Here is a 16,035-nt window from a genome sequence, read left to right as displayed (position 1 = left end):
GCGAGCTCAGCAACGCGCGTGTTTACTTTTCTCGCCGATCTGTATGCGCTCGTCTACGCAGCACCGCCGTATCAGGAGGGTCCCGAGCACGTCGCTCGGTTCCGCGCCGGTTTGCCCGAGGAGGCCGCCCGGCCCGGGTTCACCCTCATCACCGCCGAGGACGACGGGACCCTGGTCGGAGCGGCGTACGGGTGGACCATGCCGGCCGGCCGCTGGTGGTCCCGCGCCAATACCGACCCGCCCGCCGAGGTACGCGACGCCGACAAGATCGCCATCATGGAGTGGATCGTCCGTCCGCACCGCCGTGGTGAGGGAATCGGTGCCGAACTGATGCGCCGGCTCCTGTGGGAGCGACCCGAGCGGTACGCCACGCTCGCGTCCGACCCGCGGTCGCCGGCCCGCGCGATGTACGCGCGCAACGGATGGCGGCAGGTAGGTCTATCCGCCCTCCCCTGGGGGCCGTCGATGGATCTACTCGTCCTCGACCTGGCGCGGAAGTAGTGGCCTCCCTGGCGATGGGATGCCACTACTTCGCGGATCGAGCGCGATCTCGGGTCGGTGCCGTCAGGCCACCGGCGGGAGCACCTTGGCGGCCAGCTTGGCCAGTTCGCGCAGCGCCTTGCCCCGGTGGCTGACCGCGTCCTTCTCCTCCGGGGTCAGCTCCGCGTTGGTCCGCTCCTGGCCCTCGCCGAGGAAGATCGGGTCGTACCCGAAACCGCCGTCGCCACGCGGCGCGCGCAGCAGCCGGCCGGCCTGACGGCCGTCGACCAGGTGCTCCTTGCCGCCGGGCAGCACCAGCGCCACGGTGCAGACGAACGACGCGGCACGGTGTTCGTCCGGCAGGTCGGCGATCTGGTCCAGGACGAGCTGCAGGTTGGCCTGGTCGTCGCCGTGCCGTCCGGCCCAGCGGGCACTGAACACGCCCGGCATGCCGTTGAGCGCGTCCACCGCCAGCCCGGAGTCGTCGGCGATGGTCGGCAGGCCGGCACGCCGGCACCCCTCCCGGGCCTTGATCAGCGCGTTCTCGCCGAACGTCAGGCCGGTCTCCGGCAGCTCCGGGTACGCCTCGACGTCGTCGAGGCCGAGCAGGGCGATCCGGTGCGCGCCGAGCGCGCCGTCGAGGATCCGCTGCAGCTCGACGAGCTTCTTGCGGTTGCGGGTGGCGAGGAGCACCTTGTTCATGAGAGCGCCTTCCGCTGCGCGTCGGCCAGTTCCAGGCAGCCCATGACGCCCAGGTCCAGCAGGGCGTCGAGCTGCTCACGGGCGAAGACTCCGGCCTCGCCCGTCCCCTGCACCTCGACGAAGTCGCCGGTCCCGGTGCAGACCACGTTCATGTCGACCTCGGCGGTCACGTCCTCGGCGTAGCAGAGGTCCAGCCGCGGCTCGCCCTCGATGATGCCGACGCTGACCGCGGCCACCGAGCGGTGCATCACCTTCTCCACCTTGCCGGTCAGGGCCTTGCGCTCGGCCAGCCAGGTCACCGCGTCGTGCAGCGCCACGTACGCGCCGGTGATCGCGGCGGTCCGGGTGCCGCCGTCGGCCTGGAGCACGTCGCAGTCGAGCACGATCGAGTTCTCGCCGAGGGCCTTCAGGTCCACGCAGGCGCGCAGGCTGCGGCCGATCAGCCGGGAGATCTCGTGGGTACGCCCGCCGATCTTCCCCTTGACGCTCTCCCGGTCCGAGCGGGTGTTCGTGGCCCGGGGCAGCATCGCGTACTCGGCGGTCACCCAGCCGAGCCCGGAACCCTTGCGCCAGCGGGGCACCCCCTCGGTCACGCTCGCCGTGCACAGCACCCGGGTCGCCCCGAACTCGACGAGGACCGAGCCCTCCGGGTGGGTGCTCCAGCCCCGGGTCAGGGTCACCGGTCGGAGTTGGTCGGGCTGCCGCCCGTCAGGTCGCGCCATGCCTGCACCCTATGTGGTGCCCGGCCCGGTCCGTTGCGGGGTGGGTCCGGGGCGTCGGCGCCCGCGCGCCGGCCCGGCCGGCGACCGCCGAAGGGCGCGGACGGGCGTGCCACGGATCAGGGCGTGGCGGACGCCTCCGGTGGGGTGACGCCCGACGGCTGTGCGGGCTCGCGGGGCGGGCCGGGCGGCTGTGCGCGATCGACGCCGTGCGCGCGGAGGAAGCCGGCGACCGCCGCGGGCCAGCCGAACTCCTCGGCCCGGCGCCGGGCCGCCTCGCGCCGGTCGGCCTCCGGGCGGGCCAGCAGCCGCGCGACGGCCTCGGCGATCGCCGACGGGGTGCCGTAGGCGGCGAGGCCGCCCGACCCGATCACCTCGGGCAGGGCGCTGGCCGCGTTGGCCACCACCGGGGTGCCGCAGGCGAGCGCCTCCAACCCGGCCAGGCCGAACGTCTCCACCGGACCGGGCGCCAGCACCACGTCCGCGCTGGCCAGCAGCGCGGCGAGGCGCGTCCGGTCGGGCAGGAAGCCGGTGAAGTGCACCGGCAGGCCCGCCGCGCGCCGGGCCAGGGCGGACCGCAGCGGCCCGTCGCCGGCCATCACCAGCACCGCGGGTACGCCGTCGCGGCGCAGCCGGGCGAGGGCGGCCACGGCCAACTCGGGGCGCTTCTCCACCGACAGCCGGGCGCAGTGCACCAGCAGCACCTCGGTGTGGTCGGCGTACCGCTCGCGCAGCGTCGGGTCGGCGCGCCCGGGGTGGAACGTGTCCAGGTCGACGCCGAGCGGCACCAGCGCGACGGGCGCGGCGTCCAGCCGCTGGAACTCCTCGGCCGCCCACCGGGTGGTGCAGACAACCTGGTCGTACCGGTGCAGGGTTTCCCGGTTGAGCCGGTCGGCGATCCGGCGGGCCGCGCCGGCCGGCACCCGCCACTGCCCGAGCAACCCGGTCAGACTCTCGTGGGAGACCATCACCGACGGCACCCCGTGGTCACGGGCCCAGCCGCCGGTCCACCGCAGGGTGCTCCGGTCCGACACCTCCAGCCGGTCGGGAGCCAGGTCGGCGAGCACCCGGGCCAGCCGGCGCCGGCCGGCCAGCAGCCGGTAGCCGCCGCTGCCGGGCAGTTCCGGCCCGGGCAGGGTGATCTCCCGGCCCCACGGCCGGCGGGTGTCGCCGTACCGTTCGCCGGGGAACACCAGCACCGGTTCGTGGCCGGCGGCCAGGTAGCCCTCGCCGAGGTGCCGCAGCGCGGTACGCAGACCACCGGATCGGCCGGTGACGAAGTTCGCCACCCGGACGATGCGCATCGCCCGGCCGCTCATCCGTGCGCGGCGAGGCCGGCGGCCGGCATACCGGCGACGACGGCGTGGTAGTGCCCGATCAACTCGTCTCCCACCGCGCTCCAGCTACGCCGGCTGACCGCCTCCCGGGCGGCCCGGCCGTACGCGTCCCGGCGGGCGGGGTCGGCGGCGAGTTCCGCGACCGCGGCGGCGAGCGCGTCCGCGTCGCCGGGCGGTACCAGCAGGCCGGTCACGCCCGACTCGACCAGGTCCACCGGGCCGCCGCTGGCCGGGGCCACCACCGGTACCCCGCTGGCGGCGGCCTCCTGGAGCGTCTGCCCGAACGTCTCGTGCGGTCCGGTGTGCACGAAGACGTCGAGGCTGGCGTAGAGCCGGGCCAGCGCCGCACCCTGCTGGACGCCGAGGAAGCGCACCCCCGGCAGGGCGCGTTCGAGCTGGCGGCGGTCCGGGCCGTCACCGGCGACCACGATCCGTACGTTGGGCAGCCGGGCGGCGGCGGCCAGCAGTTCCACCCGCTTCTCCGGGGCGAGGCGTCCCACGTAGCCGACCAGCAGTTCGCCTCCGGGCGCCAGGGTCCGGCGCAGGGACTCGCTGCGCCGGGTCGGGTGGAACCGGTCGGCGTCGACGCCGCGCCGCCAGAGCCAGATCCGTTGGACCCCGTTGGCGATCAGGTCGGCGGCGGCCCGGGTGGAGGGGGCGAGGGTGCGCTGCGCCGAGTTGTGGATCTCGCGGAGTCGACGCCAGGCCGCCGCCTCACCCCAGCCCACCCGGTACGCCCGGGCGTAGGCGGCGACGTCGGTCTGGTAGACCGCGACGGTGGGCAGGCCGTGCCGGGTGGCCAGGGTGGCGCCCGCCCCGCCCAGGATGAACGGGCTGGCGAGATGGACGACGTGCGGCTGGTGGCCGAGCAGCGCGTCGGCCAGCCCGGCGGCCGGTACGCCGAGCCGGAAGCCCTGGTAGCGCGGCAGCGGCAGGCTCGGGATCCGCACCACGGGATAGGGGTGGCGCTCCACCGACCGGCGTCGGCCGCCGGCCGGTGCCGGGGCGATGACGAGCGGCTCGTGGCCCCGCGTCAGGAGGTGTTCGGCGGTCCGGAGGACGGAGTGCGCCACGCCGTTCACGTCCGGCGGGAACGACTCGGTCACGATGGCGATCCGCATGGCCCGAGGGTGCGGCCCGGACGAATGCGCCAGGCGACTGGCCGCTGACCGGCCGGCGAACACTGCGGCAACGCGACGCGCCGACGGCGAGGTCAGACGTCGTAGCAGGCGCCGGCGCGGACCACTTCCAGCGGTCCCGCGTAGGCCCCGGCCGCGGCCTCGACGGTGAGCGCCTCGCTGCCCCAGGCCGCGACCAGGTGGGTGAGCAGCAGCCGGCCGACCCCCGCCTTGGTCGCCGCCTCGCCGGCCTCGCGGCCGGTCAGGTGCAGGTCCGGCGGGTTCTCCACGCCGTCGAGGTAGCTGGCCTCGCAGAGGAACAGGTCGGCGTCCTGGGCGAGGCGCAGCAGCGCCTCGCACGGCGCGGTGTCCGCCGAGTAGCAGAACACCCGGCCGCCGTGCTCCAGCCGCACGCCGTACGTCTCGACCGGGTGGTTCATCCGGTCGACGGTGACGGTGAACGGGCCGATCGGGAAGGTGCCCGGCTGCAGGCCGTAGAACTGGTAGACGTCCTCGACCGTGCTGTCGTTCTGCCCGTACGTGTCGGATGCGGCGGCGATCCGGTCCGGCGCGCCGGAGGGGGCGTAGACGGGCAGGGGCGGGTACGGGCCGTCCGGGGCGTACCGGCGCACCACCACGTACGACACCGCGTCGAGCATGTGGTCGCAGTGCAGGTGGGTGAGGAGGATGGCGTCGGGGGCGTGCAGCCCGACGTAGCGCTGGAGGGTGGAGAGCGCCCCCGAACCGAAGTCGATCAGGAGCCGGAAACCCTCCGCCTCCAGCAGGTATGCCGAGCAGGGGGACTCGGGGCCGGGGAAGCTGCCCGCGCAGCCGAGGACCGTCAGTCGCATCCGGTTGCCTCGATGTCACGCTTCGTAGCCGACACGCCGGCAGTCGCCCCGCCGATGATCTTTACCGACGCGTGCGCCACGGTGCGCAGCCTACGCGTCGGTCCCGGTCGGCAAGAATCATCTAACGGAAGTTGTCATCAACGTGACACCCGTACGCGTCTCGTCCCCGGGCACGAAAGAGGTCGGGCCGGCCGACGGGGTGCCGCCGACCGACCCGAGCCGAGGACCGTCAGGCCCAGAGCTGCCCCTCCAGGGCCTCCTCGGCGTCCGCGAGGGTGCCGCCGTACGCCCCGGTCGAGAGGTATTTCCAGCCGCCGTCGGCGACCACGAACGCGACGTCAGCGCCACGGCCGTCCCGTACCGCCTCGTGCGCCACCGCGAGGGCGGCGTGCAGGATCGCGCCGGTGGAGAAGCCGGCAAAGATCCCCTCCACCTCGACGAGTTGCCGGGTCCGCAGCACCGCGTCCCGGGTGCCGACCGAGAAACGCCGGGAGAGGACCCCGGCGTCGTAGAGCTCGGGCACGTAGCCCTCGTCGATGTTGCGCAGGCCGTAGACCAGTTCGCCGTAGCGGGGCTCGGCGGCGACGATCTGGATGCCGTCCACCTTCTCCCGCAGGTAGCGCCCGGTGCCCATCAGCGTGCCGGTGGTGCCCAGACCGGCCACGAAGTGGGTGATCGTGGGCAGGTCGTGCAGCAGCTCCGGCCCGGTCGTCTCGTAGTGCGCCCGGGCGTTCGCCTCGTTGCCGTACTGGTAGAGCATCACCCAGTCCGGGTGCTCGGCCGAGATCTGCTTCGCCGTGGCCACGGCCTGGTTCGAGCCGCCGGCGGCCGGCGAAAAGATGATCTCCGCGCCGTACATCCGCAGCAGTTGCACCCGCTCGGTGGAGACGTTCTCCGGCATCACGCAGACCAGCCGGTAACCGCGCAGTTTCGCCACCATGGCCAGCGAGATGCCGGTGTTGCCGCTGGTCGGCTCCAGAATGGTGTCACCCGCGCGGAGCCGGCCGGCCTCCTCGGCCGCGCGGACCATGTGCAGGGCCGCCCGGTCCTTGATGCTGCCGGTCGGGTTCCGGTCCTCCAGCTTCGCCCAGAGCCGCACCGGCGGTGCCCCGTCGGGCACCGTCGGCGAGAGCCGGGGCAGCCCGACCAGGGGCGTGCCGCCACACGCGTCGAGCAGGCTGTCGTACCGCGCCATGACGCGCCGCCCTCAGCGGGTACGTGCTGCGGCGGGGTGCCGGGCGATCGCGCCGGCCGCGGCGCTGTGCTGGGCGATCGCCGCCGCCGCGGCGAAGCCGAACGCGCCGCCGGCCACGGCCGGCAGGATGGTGACGCTGTCGCCGTCGTTGAGCTTGGCGTCGAGCGCGCCCAGGAAACGGACGTCCTCGTCGTTGACGTAGACGTTGACGAACCGGTGCAGCGCGCCGGCGTCGGTGACCAGCCGGGCCTTCAGGCCGGCGTGCCGGCTGTCCAGGTCGGCGAGCAGGTCGGCCAGCGTGTCGCCGGCGCCCTCGACGGCCTTGGCGCCGCCGGTGTAGCTACGCAGGATGGTGGGGATGCGAACCTCGATGGCCATGCTGTGCTCCTTGTTCGGGTCGTGCCAGGTGACGGGAAGAGAGAAGAGGTGCCGGCGCTGGGGAGTCAGCTGCCGGAACACTCGTAGTCGACCGTCGCCGGGCTCTGCCCGAACATGTAGGACTGGACGGCGTGCGGGTCCACGGCGGCATCCACGATCCGGACCGGCTCCTCGGTGACCACGCCGTCGACGATGCGGAAGGAGCGGATCTCCTCCGTGTCGGGCTCGCGGGTCGAGACGAGCAGGTAGTGTGCCCCCGGCTCGCCGGCGAAGGAGATGTCCGTACGGGACGGGTAGGCCTCCGTCGCGGTGTGCGAGTGGTAGATGACGACCGGCTCCTCGTCGCGGTCGTCCATCTCCCGCCACAACCGCAACTGCTCCATCGAGTCGAACTCGTAGAACGTCATGGAGCGGGCGGCGTTCTCCATCGGGATGTGCCGGGTCGGGGTGTCGCTGCCGGCGGGGCCGGCGACCACGCCGCACGCCTCGTCCGGGTGGTCCCGACGCGCGTGGGCCACGATCGCGTCGATGATCGACCGGTCGATGCTCAGCACGCCGACCAGCCTAGCCTCTGCCGGTCGTGGGCGGCGAGGTGGTAACCGTCACGACTCAGTCGATCAGGGCGTTGAGCAGGGATTCCTGCAGATATCCCAGGTACGCGTATACCGACAGTTGGAACACCCTGGAGGAGGTCGGATCCACGGCCACCGCCTCGTCGAGTTCCTCCCCCACGTCGGTGCCGTCCTTGATCTCCAGCCGGACCCCCATCGCCAGCCGGGCGTCGTTGAGCGCGCGCAGCCACGCCTCGGCCGCCTCGGCGTCCAGGCGCACCTCGCCGCCGACCTCCCCGCCGGGCAGCGCGGCGAGGATCGCGCCGGCCTGGTCGATCTTGGCGGTCTTGAGGTCGCCCTCCGTGTAGCGGCGGAACTCCGCGGTGCTCGCCGCGTCCTCCGGGTAGACCTCGGGAAAGAGCCGGCCGACCACCGGATCGCCGTGGTCGAAGCCGTCGGTGAGCAGGCCGACCACCTCGGAGGCGACCTTGCGCAGCACGCGCACCTCGTCCACGGCGAAGGTGGCCACGTAGCGGTCGCCGTAGCGGCGGAACATGCTCACGCCAACGCCTCCCTGCGGTCGGCGCCGGCGTGAGCCTTCACCGCGTCGAGTCTGATGATTCGCTTGCCACGCTCGCTCACGACCGGTCCACCGTCGCCCAGAGCCCGTACGCGTGCAGCTGCGACGCGTCGTGCTCCATCCGCTCGCGGGCCCCGCTGGAGACCACGGCCTTGCCCTTGTGGTGCACGTCCAGCATGAGCTGCTCGGCCTTCTCCCGGCTGTAGCCGAAGAGCTTCTGGAAGACCCAGGTGACGTACGTCATGAGGTTGACCGGATCGTCCCAGACAATCGTCACCCACGGCCGGTCGGAGACCGGCACCTCATCGGTGTCCGGCGTCTCGACCGGCGCAACCTGCGGAGCCGCCATGCCCCCCATCGTGCCACCGGATCCGGGCGACCGATGAATCGGAACGCCGGGCCGGCCCGGTTCACCCACCCGGGCCGCGTACGGCGACCCGGGCGACCGGCCGGCGACGCCCACCTCAGGCGAGCAGAATGCCGTGGTCGACAGCATCTGTGAGCACCGCGCCGAATGAGAGCCGGACCGCCTCGAAGCGCCGCGACACCTCGCGGGTCAGTTCCAGCTCGACCTCGCGCAACGCCCGCTGCGCCCAGGAACGCGCGGCGTTCGGGTCGTCGCCGCCGGGCACGCGCCACTGCTGCCAGCAGCCGCCGGACAGGGCCACCCCGACCGGAGGCAGCGCCTCGTCGCGTACCGCGCCGGGGAAGGAGACCAGCGCGTCGAGCGCGCCGTCGCCGGCCAGCCCGGCCACCCCGGCCGTGCTGGTGACCAGGAGCACCCGGTCCAGCTCCCGGCCGGCCGGGTGGTCGGCGAGGCCCCATCGGACGGCGTGGATGATCCGGCGGCGCACCCCCTCGGCCAGGGGCGCGCCGAAGACCCCGGCCGCCGCGTCGTCGACGATGCCGCGGACCGCCGCGTCGCAACGGGCGGTGGCGAGTTGCGACAGCGCCTCCATCTCCTGGTCGAAGAGCTGCGGCAGACCGGCGCAGCCGACCCCGAAGACGATCTCCTGCACCACCCGGAGGTGGATGTTGGCCAACTCCAGCGCGAGGTGCTGGCGGATCCGCTGGGCGCAGGTGCGGACCTGGCGGTCCAGGCGCTCGGCGACGTCGCCGGCGTCGAGCCCCGGCACGACGGACACCCGGCCGTACGCGCCCGGCGGCTCCGGCGGGTGGGCGCTGCCGCGGCGCAGCCCCTCGTCCGCCGCCCAGCCCACCAGGGCGAAGCGCAGGGCCTGGTCGTCGACCTGCCGCACGGGGTACCAGCGGGCCGCGGCGAGGGCGGGCACCGCGGACAGCACGGCGGCGCGGTGCGTCCCGACCGAGACCTGCACCGGGTCGAACAGCTGCCCCGCCACCCGTGGCGCCGGCGGGCCGGCCGACGCGACGGACGCCCCCGTGTCGTCCGTCGTCGTCGGGCCGTCCGCCACGGTCGCCCAGCCGGCGGCCCCCGGAGTGACCGCGAAGACCACCTCGACCCGGGCACGGGCCGCCTCGGCCAGCAGGTCCAGCTCGGCGGCGGTGAACGCCTGGTCGGCGGAGATCACGAACAGCAGGGCGCCGGCCCGGCTCACCGCGTCGAGCAGCACCCGGGTGGCGGCGACGCCGAGCGAGCCGGTGTCCGGCGTGTCGAGCAACGCGAAGTGGCGCAGCAGCGGGTCGGGCAGGCTCAGCTCCACCCGCCGGGGCGGGCGGGCGAGCGCCGGACCGGGGGCGAGCGGACCGGGGCCGTACGAGTGCGGCTGGCGGTAGCCCGGCACGTACGCGGCGCGGGCCGGCGCCTTGCCGTGGTTGACGAGCAGGTAGCTGCCGGCCGGCACGGTCAGCATCCCGGGCTCCAGCCCGAGCAGGCCGGCGAGCAGTTGCCGGCGGCCGGCACCGGCCGGACCCACGACGACGACGGCCAGCGGATCGTCGGGGCCAGGGCCGGCCGCCCCGGGCCGGCTGGGCAGCGGCGCCCAGGGCGACAACTCGGCTGGTCGGGGCACGCCAGCCGAGGGGAGAGAACCCGGCTTCATCACGCGGCCTCCCGATCAGGCGACCGGGTTGCGGGCCGGTCGCGTGGGAAATCCGGTCACTTCGCCCGGATGCCGGAAGAGTACGGGTGTCGGACACCCGACACCGAACACTCCAGATACTTATGGGTAATGAACAGGTTACTCAATTTCGTTGCGTGACGATCCGCGCGCGGACGGATTACCGTCGATATGCTGCACCGATGAGTCGGTGGGACTTCGTCGGCCGAACGGATGAGCTCAACCGTCTGTTGTCGGCGGTCGGCGACCCCGAGGGACGCGGACTGCTCTTCAGCGGCAAGGCCGGGGTCGGCAAGAGCCGACTGCTGCGCGAGGGAGTGACCAACCTCCCCACCGACCGGTACGCGGTCTGGTCCGTCTCGGCCAGCGCCACCACCGCCACGCTGCCCTTCGGCGGGCTGGTCCAGGTGCTCCCCGCCGAGCAGCCGCAGGGGCTCTCCCCGGCCGGCATCCTCCGCTGGGCCGTGGACCTGCTCCAGGAACAGGCCGCCGGCCGGCCGATCGTGCTCGCCATCGACGACGTACACCTGCTCGACCCGCCCTCGGCGGCGCTGGTCCACCTCATCGCCCGCGCGGAGAACGCCACCGTGATCGGCACGCTACGCGACGGTGAGCAGATCCCGCTGCCGATCCGCGCCCTGTGGACCGACGACCTGGTCGACCTGATCGAGCTGGACCCGCTGGGCCCGACCGAGACCACCGGGCTGCTCGCCGCGATCCTGGGCGGACCGGTCGACGCGAAGTCCTCCCAGCGGCTGTTCCGGCTCTCCGCGGGCAACCCGCTGCTGCTGCGCGAACTGGTGCTGGCCGCCTCCGGCGGCGACGAGCTGAGCCGCACGTACGGGATCTGGAAGTGGACCGGCCGGCTGGAGCTGGCACCCAGCCTCACCGACCTGATCGACACCCGGATCGGCCAGCTCACCTCCGGCGTGCGGTCGGTGGTCGAGCTGGTCGCCTTCGGCGAGCCGCTCGGCCTGCAACTGCTGGAGAAAGCGGTCGACCCGGCCGACGTCGAGGCCGCCGAGGAACGTGGCCTGATCAGCCTGGTGCACGACGACCGGCGGCTGGACGTCCGGCTGGCCCACCCGCTCTACGGCGAGGTGATGCGCCGGCAGTGCCCGGTCAGCCGTACCCGGCGGCTGCAGGCCACCCTGGCCGGGCTGCTGGAGCAGGTCGGCACCCGCCGCCGGGACGACCTGCTGCGGGTCGCGGTGTGGCGGCTCGACTCGGGTACGGCACAGGACCCGGCGCTGCTGCTCGGCGCGGCGGCCCAGGCCTTCGGCCGGTACGACGTGCCGCTGGCGACCCGGCTGGCCCGCGCGGCGCTGGACGCCGACGGCGGTCCCGACGCGGCCGAACTGCTCGCCACCATCCTGATGTTCGGCGACCAGCCCGAGGAGGCGATCCAGGTGCTCGACTCGGTCGCCCGGGAGGTCCGCGACGGCCCGCGGCACAGCCGCTGGCTGACCGTCCGCGGCATGGTCAGTTACTGGGGGCTCAGCCGGGAGTCCACCGTGGAGGAGATCGCCGCGCGCGGCGACACGCTGACCGACTCGGCCGACCAGGCCCGGGTCCGCGCCTTCGAGGCGATCATGCGGCTGCACCGGCTGGACACCGGCACCGCGCTGCGGCTCGCCCAGGCGGTGCTGGACCGGCCGGCCTCGCCGATGGCCGCCCGGGAACTGGCCCGGTGCACGATCGCCCACCTGCACTCCGCGCAGGGCCAGTACCGGCGCAGCGCCACCGCGATCGCCCGGGTGCAGGCGGAGGCGACGCGCTGGCGCGGCGACATGCCGTACCTCCAACTCGCGATGGAACTGGCCCGGGGTACCCGGCTGGCGCTCTCCGCCGACCTGGCCGGCATCGACGCGATCGTGGCCGACGAGTTCGCCGACCTGGCCGGCGCGGGCGACTTCCGGCTCGGCACCGGCTACCTGGCCATCCTCCAGGCGTACGCGGCACGGCTGCGCGGGCGCGGCGACGAGGCGCTCAAGACCAGCCTCGGGGCGTGCGCGGTCCTGGCGACCAGCCGGGTCTACGCCGGGCTGGCGCACGCCGAGCGCGCCCAGGCGGCGGCCCTGCGCGGCGACGCGACGCACGCGGCGGAGGCGATGACCGAAGCGGACCGCACCCACGCGCCGGGGATGGCGGTGCTGTACCCGTGGCTGGAACAGGCCCGGGGCGCGGTGCACGCCGTCGCCGGCGACCTGCCGGCGGCCACCAAGCAGCTCAGCGCGCTGGCCGACCGGCTGCGCGAGGACGGCCTCGCCGGTCACGAACTGCTGGTTCTGCTCGACCTGGTCCGCCTCGACCGGGCCACCGCGCCGGTCGGTCCGACCTGCACCGACGGCGGCCGGCGTACCGTGGCGCAGCGGCTCGCCGAGCTCTCCGAGCGGATCGACGGGATGCTGCCACCGCTGGTCGCCCGGTACGCCCGCGCCGCGGCCGAGGACTCCCCCGACGACCTGCTCGCCGTCGCCGACGACTTCACCGCCCGGGACCTGACCGTGTACGCGGCCGAGGCGACCGCGATGGCCCTGCACCGGATGCGCGACCGCGCCGGCGCGACCGGCCCGGCCCGGGAACGGCTCGCCGCCCTGCTGCGCCGCTGCGACCAGGTCGACACGCCGGCGCTGCGGCTGCTCCGACCGGCGCTGAGCGAACGCGAGTTGGAGATCGCCCGGCTCGCCGCCGAGGGCGAGACCAGCCGGGCCATCGCCGAGCGGCTCTTCCTGTCGACGCGTACGGTGGAGAACCACCTTCAGCGGGTCTACACCAAGCTCGGGGTGGCCGGTCGGGGCGAGCTGCGGGCCGCGCTGTGGTCGCTACCGGGCCAGGACGGCACCGATCCGGCCTGAACCCTAGGCTGGGTACCGTGAGCACCGTTCGCCCCGCACTGCTGACCGACCACTACGAGCTGACCATGGTCAGCGCCGCCCTGCGCGACGGCACCGCCGACCGTCACTGCGCCTTCGAGGTGTTCACCCGGCGCCTGCCGGCGGGCCGGCGCTACGGCGTGGTGGCCGGTACGGGCCGGCTGATCGACCTGATCCGGGAGTTCCGGTTCGACGCCGAGGAGATCGATTTCCTGCGCCGTACCGGGGTGGTGGACGACCGGGCCGCCGAGTGGCTGGCCAACTACCGATTCACCGGCGACGTCGACGGGTACGCCGAGGGTGAGCTGTTCTTCCCCAACTCGCCGCTGCTCACCGTCTCCGGCGGCTTCGCCGAGTGCGTGGTGCTGGAGACGCTGGTGCTGTCGGTGCTCAACCACGACTGCGCGGTCGCCGCGGCGGCCGCCCGGATGGTCACCGCCGCCCGGGGCCGGACGCTGATCGAGATGGGCTCCCGCCGGGCGCACGAGGAGGCGGCGGTGGCCGCCGCTCGGGCGGCGTACCTGGCCGGGTTCCGGTTCACCTCCAACCTGGCCGCCGGCCAGCGGTACGGCATCCCGACCGCCGGCACCGCCGCGCACGCGTTCACCCTGTTGCACGACGACGAGCGGGCGGCGTTCGCCTCGCAGGTCGCCACGCTGGGCAAGGACACCACGCTGCTGGTCGACACGTACGACATCAGCGAGGGCATCCGCAACGCGATCGCGGTGGCCGGGCCGGAACTGCGGGCGGTCCGGATCGACTCGGGCGACCTCGCGGTGATCGCCCAGCAGTGCCGGGAACTGCTCGACTCGCTCGGCGCGACCGAGACGAAGATCATCGTTTCGGGCGACCTCGACGAGTACGCCATCGCCGCGCTCGCCGCCGAGCCGGTCGACATGTACGGCGCCGGCACCGCCGTGGTGACCGGCTCCGGCGCGCCGACCGCCGGGCTGGTCTACAAGCTGGTCGAGGTCGACGGGCGCGCGGTGGTCAAGCGCTCGGAGCACAAGGCCACCATCGGCGGCCGGAAGGTGGCCGTACGCCGGCACAAGCCGAGCGGCACCGCCACCGAGGAGATCGTCGTGCCGCAGGGGGTGCCGGACCGGCAGCCCAACGACCGGTTGCTCCAGCGCTCCTTCATCGTCGAGGGCGAGCCGGTCGCGCGCCCCACCCTGGACGAGTCGCGGGAGCACCTGCGGCAGTGCCTGATCTCCATCCCCTGGGAGGGTCTGAAGCTGTCCGGCGGCGATCCGGCCGTCCCGGTGACCGTCGTACCAGCAGACTGAGGAGGACGCGGTGAGCAACGCCTTGATCGTCGTGGACGTGCAGAACGACTTCTGCGAGGGCGGTTCCCTCGCGGTGGCCGGCGGGGCGGGCGTGGCGGCCGGCATCTCCCGGCTGCTCGCCGCCGAGCCGGGCCGTTGGGACCACGTGGTGGCGACGAAGGACTTCCACGTCGACCCGGGGGCGCACTTCGGCGACCCGCCGAACTACGTCGACACCTGGCCGCGGCACTGCGTGGTGGGCACGCGGGGGTCGGAGTTCCACCCCGACCTGGACACCGGGCGGGTGGAGGCGATCTTCCACAAGGGCGAGCACGCCGCCGCGTACTCCGGCTTCGAGGGGCACGCGGAGGACGGCGAGTGCCTGGCCGACTGGCTGCGCCGGCACGACGTCGACCGGGTGGACGTGGTCGGGATCGCGACCGACCACTGCGTACGGGCGACCGCGCTGGACGCCGCCCACGAGGGCTTCCGGACCACGGTGCTGCTGGATCTCACCGCCGCGGTCGCGCCGGAGACGCTCGACGTGGCGCTGCGGGCGTTGGCGGGCGCCGGGGTGACCATGGTCGGTGATCCTGTGATCAGGACCGCTTGACCGGCTAATCGCTTGCGACTGTCGTACCCCGGACCGAGGATGGCCGCCGGAGGTACGGACCGTCGTGAACTTGAAACCTTACCGTGAGGCGCTCGCCCTGCCCGGTCTCCGGTCGCTGCTGCTGGTGTCGGTGCTGGCCCGCATCCCGCTCACCGCGACCGGGGTGACGCTCACCTTCCACGTCGTGCTCGACCTCGGCCGGGGGTACGGTGCCGCCGGGCTGGTCGGCGCCGCGTCGACCGTCGGCGCCGCGCTCGGTTCCCCGCTGCTCGGGCGGCTGGTCGACCGGCGCGGGCTGCGCCCGGTGCTCGTCCTGACCACGATCGCCGAAGGTGTCTTCTGGGCCGCCGCGCCGGCGTTGTCGTACGCGGTGCTGCTGCCGGCCGCGTTCCTGGCCGGGCTGGTCGCGCTGCCGGTCTTCTCGGTGGTCCGGCAGTCGGTCGCCGCGCTGGTTCCGGCCGAGCGGCGCCGCCCGGCGTACGCGCTGGACTCGATGTCGGTGGAGCTGTCGTTCATGGTCGGTCCGGCGCTGGCCGTGGCGTTGGCGACCGCCGTCTCCTCCCGCTTCACCATGTGGGCGGTCGGCGCCGGGATCGTCTCCTCCGGGATCTGTTTCTGGCTGCTCAACCCGCCGACCCGGGGTGCCGACGAGCCGGCCGGCCCGTACCGGAAGGTGCCCCGCCGCGAGTGGTTGACGCCCCGGCTGCTCGCCGTGCTGGCGGTGAGCCTGGCCGCCACCCTGGTGCTCGGCGGCACGGACGTGGCGGTGGTCGCCGTGCTGCGCGCCGGTGGCGAGGTCGGGTGGACCGGTGCCGTGCTGACCGTGTGGGCGGTGGCGTCGCTGGTGGGCGGCTTCGCCTACGGCGCGGTCAGCCGCACCTTCTCCCCGCTGGCCCTGATGGCGGTGCTCAGCCTCACCACGATCCCGGTCGGGTTGGGCGGGGCGCACTGGTGGCTGCTCTGCCTGGCGTTGGTCCCGGCCGGGGCGCTCTGCGCGCCGACGATCGCCTCGACCTCCGACGCGGTCAGCCGGCTCGTCCCGGCCGCCGTACGCGGTGAGGCGATGGGCCTGCACGGCTCGGCCGTGACGGTCGGGATCGCGGTGGGTGCCCCGCTCGCCGGCGCGGTGATCGACGCCTCGGCGCCGCTCTGGGGCTTCGCGGTGACCGGCGCGATCGGGCTGCTCGTCGCGCTCGTCGTGCTGCTCGTCGAGCTGCGCGAGCGGCGGATGTCGGCCGACCGGCCGGGCGAGGCGGCGGTGCCGGCGGAGCCGGTGGCCGGGCCGGAGCCGCTCGGGCCGGCGGTAACGGCTTCGACACGGTAGGCGGGAG

General features: G+C 74.0%; 16 protein-coding genes. 5 read left to right on the top strand and 11 right to left on the bottom strand.

Annotated features, from left to right (window positions below; all coding sequences use genetic code 11):
- Positions 1-18 precede the first annotated feature (18 nt).
- Entirely contained in the window at positions 19-501 is a 483-nt protein-coding gene (locus GA0070621_RS29170; RefSeq protein WP_167667580.1) for a GNAT family N-acetyltransferase, read from the top strand.
- A gap of 63 nt (positions 502-564) precedes the next feature.
- Here the strand turns inward: GA0070621_RS29170 and rdgB are convergent, their stop codons facing one another.
- The 11 genes from rdgB to GA0070621_RS29115 all read right to left on the bottom strand — a co-directional run bounded on the left by rdgB (position 565) and on the right by GA0070621_RS29115 (position 9,902).
- Entirely contained in the window at positions 565-1,182 is a 618-nt protein-coding gene (rdgB, locus tag GA0070621_RS29165) for an RdgB/HAM1 family non-canonical purine NTP pyrophosphatase (protein ID WP_091201750.1), read from the bottom strand.
- Positions 1,179-1,904 carry a ribonuclease PH gene (gene rph / locus GA0070621_RS29160; RefSeq protein ID WP_091201748.1) on the bottom strand — a complete coding sequence of 242 codons (726 nt, stop codon included), beginning with the start codon at positions 1,902-1,904 and terminating at the stop codon, positions 1,179-1,181. Before rph ends, rdgB begins: the two co-directional genes overlap by 4 nt.
- A 116-nt stretch (positions 1,905-2,020) precedes the next feature.
- Positions 2,021-3,205 carry a glycosyltransferase gene (locus GA0070621_RS29155; RefSeq protein ID WP_167667579.1) on the bottom strand — a complete coding sequence of 395 codons (1,185 nt, stop codon included), beginning with the start codon at positions 3,203-3,205 and terminating at the stop codon, positions 2,021-2,023.
- 11 nt (positions 3,206-3,216) lie between these two features.
- Complete coding sequence (locus GA0070621_RS29150; protein ID WP_091201744.1) at positions 3,217-4,359, bottom strand: glycosyltransferase family 4 protein; 1,143 nt, start codon at positions 4,357-4,359, stop codon at positions 3,217-3,219.
- Between the two features lie 92 nt (positions 4,360-4,451).
- Positions 4,452-5,207 (bottom strand): MBL fold metallo-hydrolase, encoded by a 756-nt coding sequence (locus GA0070621_RS29145; protein ID WP_091201742.1) that lies wholly within the window; start codon positions 5,205-5,207, stop codon positions 4,452-4,454.
- 229 nt (positions 5,208-5,436) lie between these two features.
- Positions 5,437-6,402 (bottom strand): PLP-dependent cysteine synthase family protein, encoded by a 966-nt coding sequence (locus GA0070621_RS29140; RefSeq protein ID WP_091201740.1) that lies wholly within the window; start codon positions 6,400-6,402, stop codon positions 5,437-5,439.
- Positions 6,403-6,414: 12 nt separating this feature from the next.
- The gene (locus tag GA0070621_RS29135) at positions 6,415-6,780 is read right to left on the bottom strand and encodes a MoaD/ThiS family protein (protein WP_091202983.1); all 366 of its coding nucleotides are present in this window, start codon (positions 6,778-6,780) and stop codon (positions 6,415-6,417) included.
- A 65-nt stretch (positions 6,781-6,845) separates the two neighbouring features.
- Positions 6,846-7,334: a Mov34/MPN/PAD-1 family protein gene (locus GA0070621_RS29130; protein ID WP_091201738.1), complete on the bottom strand. Its 489-nt coding sequence runs from the start codon at positions 7,332-7,334 to the stop codon at positions 6,846-6,848.
- Positions 7,335-7,389: 55 nt separating this feature from the next.
- Positions 7,390-7,887 (bottom strand): DUF2017 domain-containing protein, encoded by a 498-nt coding sequence (locus tag GA0070621_RS29125; RefSeq protein ID WP_197674122.1) that lies wholly within the window; start codon positions 7,885-7,887, stop codon positions 7,390-7,392.
- 82 nt (positions 7,888-7,969) lie between these two features.
- A complete protein-coding gene (gene clpS / locus GA0070621_RS29120; RefSeq protein ID WP_091201734.1) occupies positions 7,970-8,260 on the bottom strand; it encodes an ATP-dependent Clp protease adapter ClpS in 291 nt (96 codons plus the stop codon).
- Between the two features lie 115 nt (positions 8,261-8,375).
- The gene (locus tag GA0070621_RS29115) at positions 8,376-9,902 is read right to left on the bottom strand and encodes a P-loop NTPase family protein (protein WP_167667578.1); all 1,527 of its coding nucleotides are present in this window, start codon (positions 9,900-9,902) and stop codon (positions 8,376-8,378) included.
- Between the two features lie 230 nt (positions 9,903-10,132).
- Here GA0070621_RS29115 and GA0070621_RS29110 point away from each other — a divergent pair, with 230 nt between their 5' ends.
- The 4 genes from GA0070621_RS29110 (at position 10,133) to GA0070621_RS29095 (ending at position 16,028) form a co-directional block, all read left to right on the top strand.
- Positions 10,133-12,808 carry a LuxR C-terminal-related transcriptional regulator gene (locus tag GA0070621_RS29110; RefSeq protein ID WP_091201729.1) on the top strand — a complete coding sequence of 892 codons (2,676 nt, stop codon included), beginning with the start codon at positions 10,133-10,135 and terminating at the stop codon, positions 12,806-12,808.
- A gap of 17 nt (positions 12,809-12,825) precedes the next feature.
- Positions 12,826-14,112, top strand: coding sequence for a nicotinate phosphoribosyltransferase (locus GA0070621_RS29105; protein WP_091201728.1), 1,287 nt, complete (start codon positions 12,826-12,828; stop codon positions 14,110-14,112).
- A 10-nt stretch (positions 14,113-14,122) separates the two neighbouring features.
- Positions 14,123-14,704: an isochorismatase family protein gene (locus GA0070621_RS29100; protein WP_091201725.1), complete on the top strand. Its 582-nt coding sequence runs from the start codon at positions 14,123-14,125 to the stop codon at positions 14,702-14,704.
- A gap of 64 nt (positions 14,705-14,768) precedes the next feature.
- Positions 14,769-16,028 (top strand): MFS transporter, encoded by a 1,260-nt coding sequence (locus GA0070621_RS29095; protein WP_091201723.1) that lies wholly within the window; start codon positions 14,769-14,771, stop codon positions 16,026-16,028.
- Positions 16,029-16,035: the final 7 nt, after the last annotated feature.

Source organism: Micromonospora narathiwatensis, from assembly GCF_900089605.1.
Lineage (GTDB): Bacteria > Actinomycetota > Actinomycetes > Mycobacteriales > Micromonosporaceae > Micromonospora > Micromonospora narathiwatensis.
Note: the sequence above shows the minus strand (reverse complement) of the source record. Positions and strands in the feature narration are given on the sequence as shown.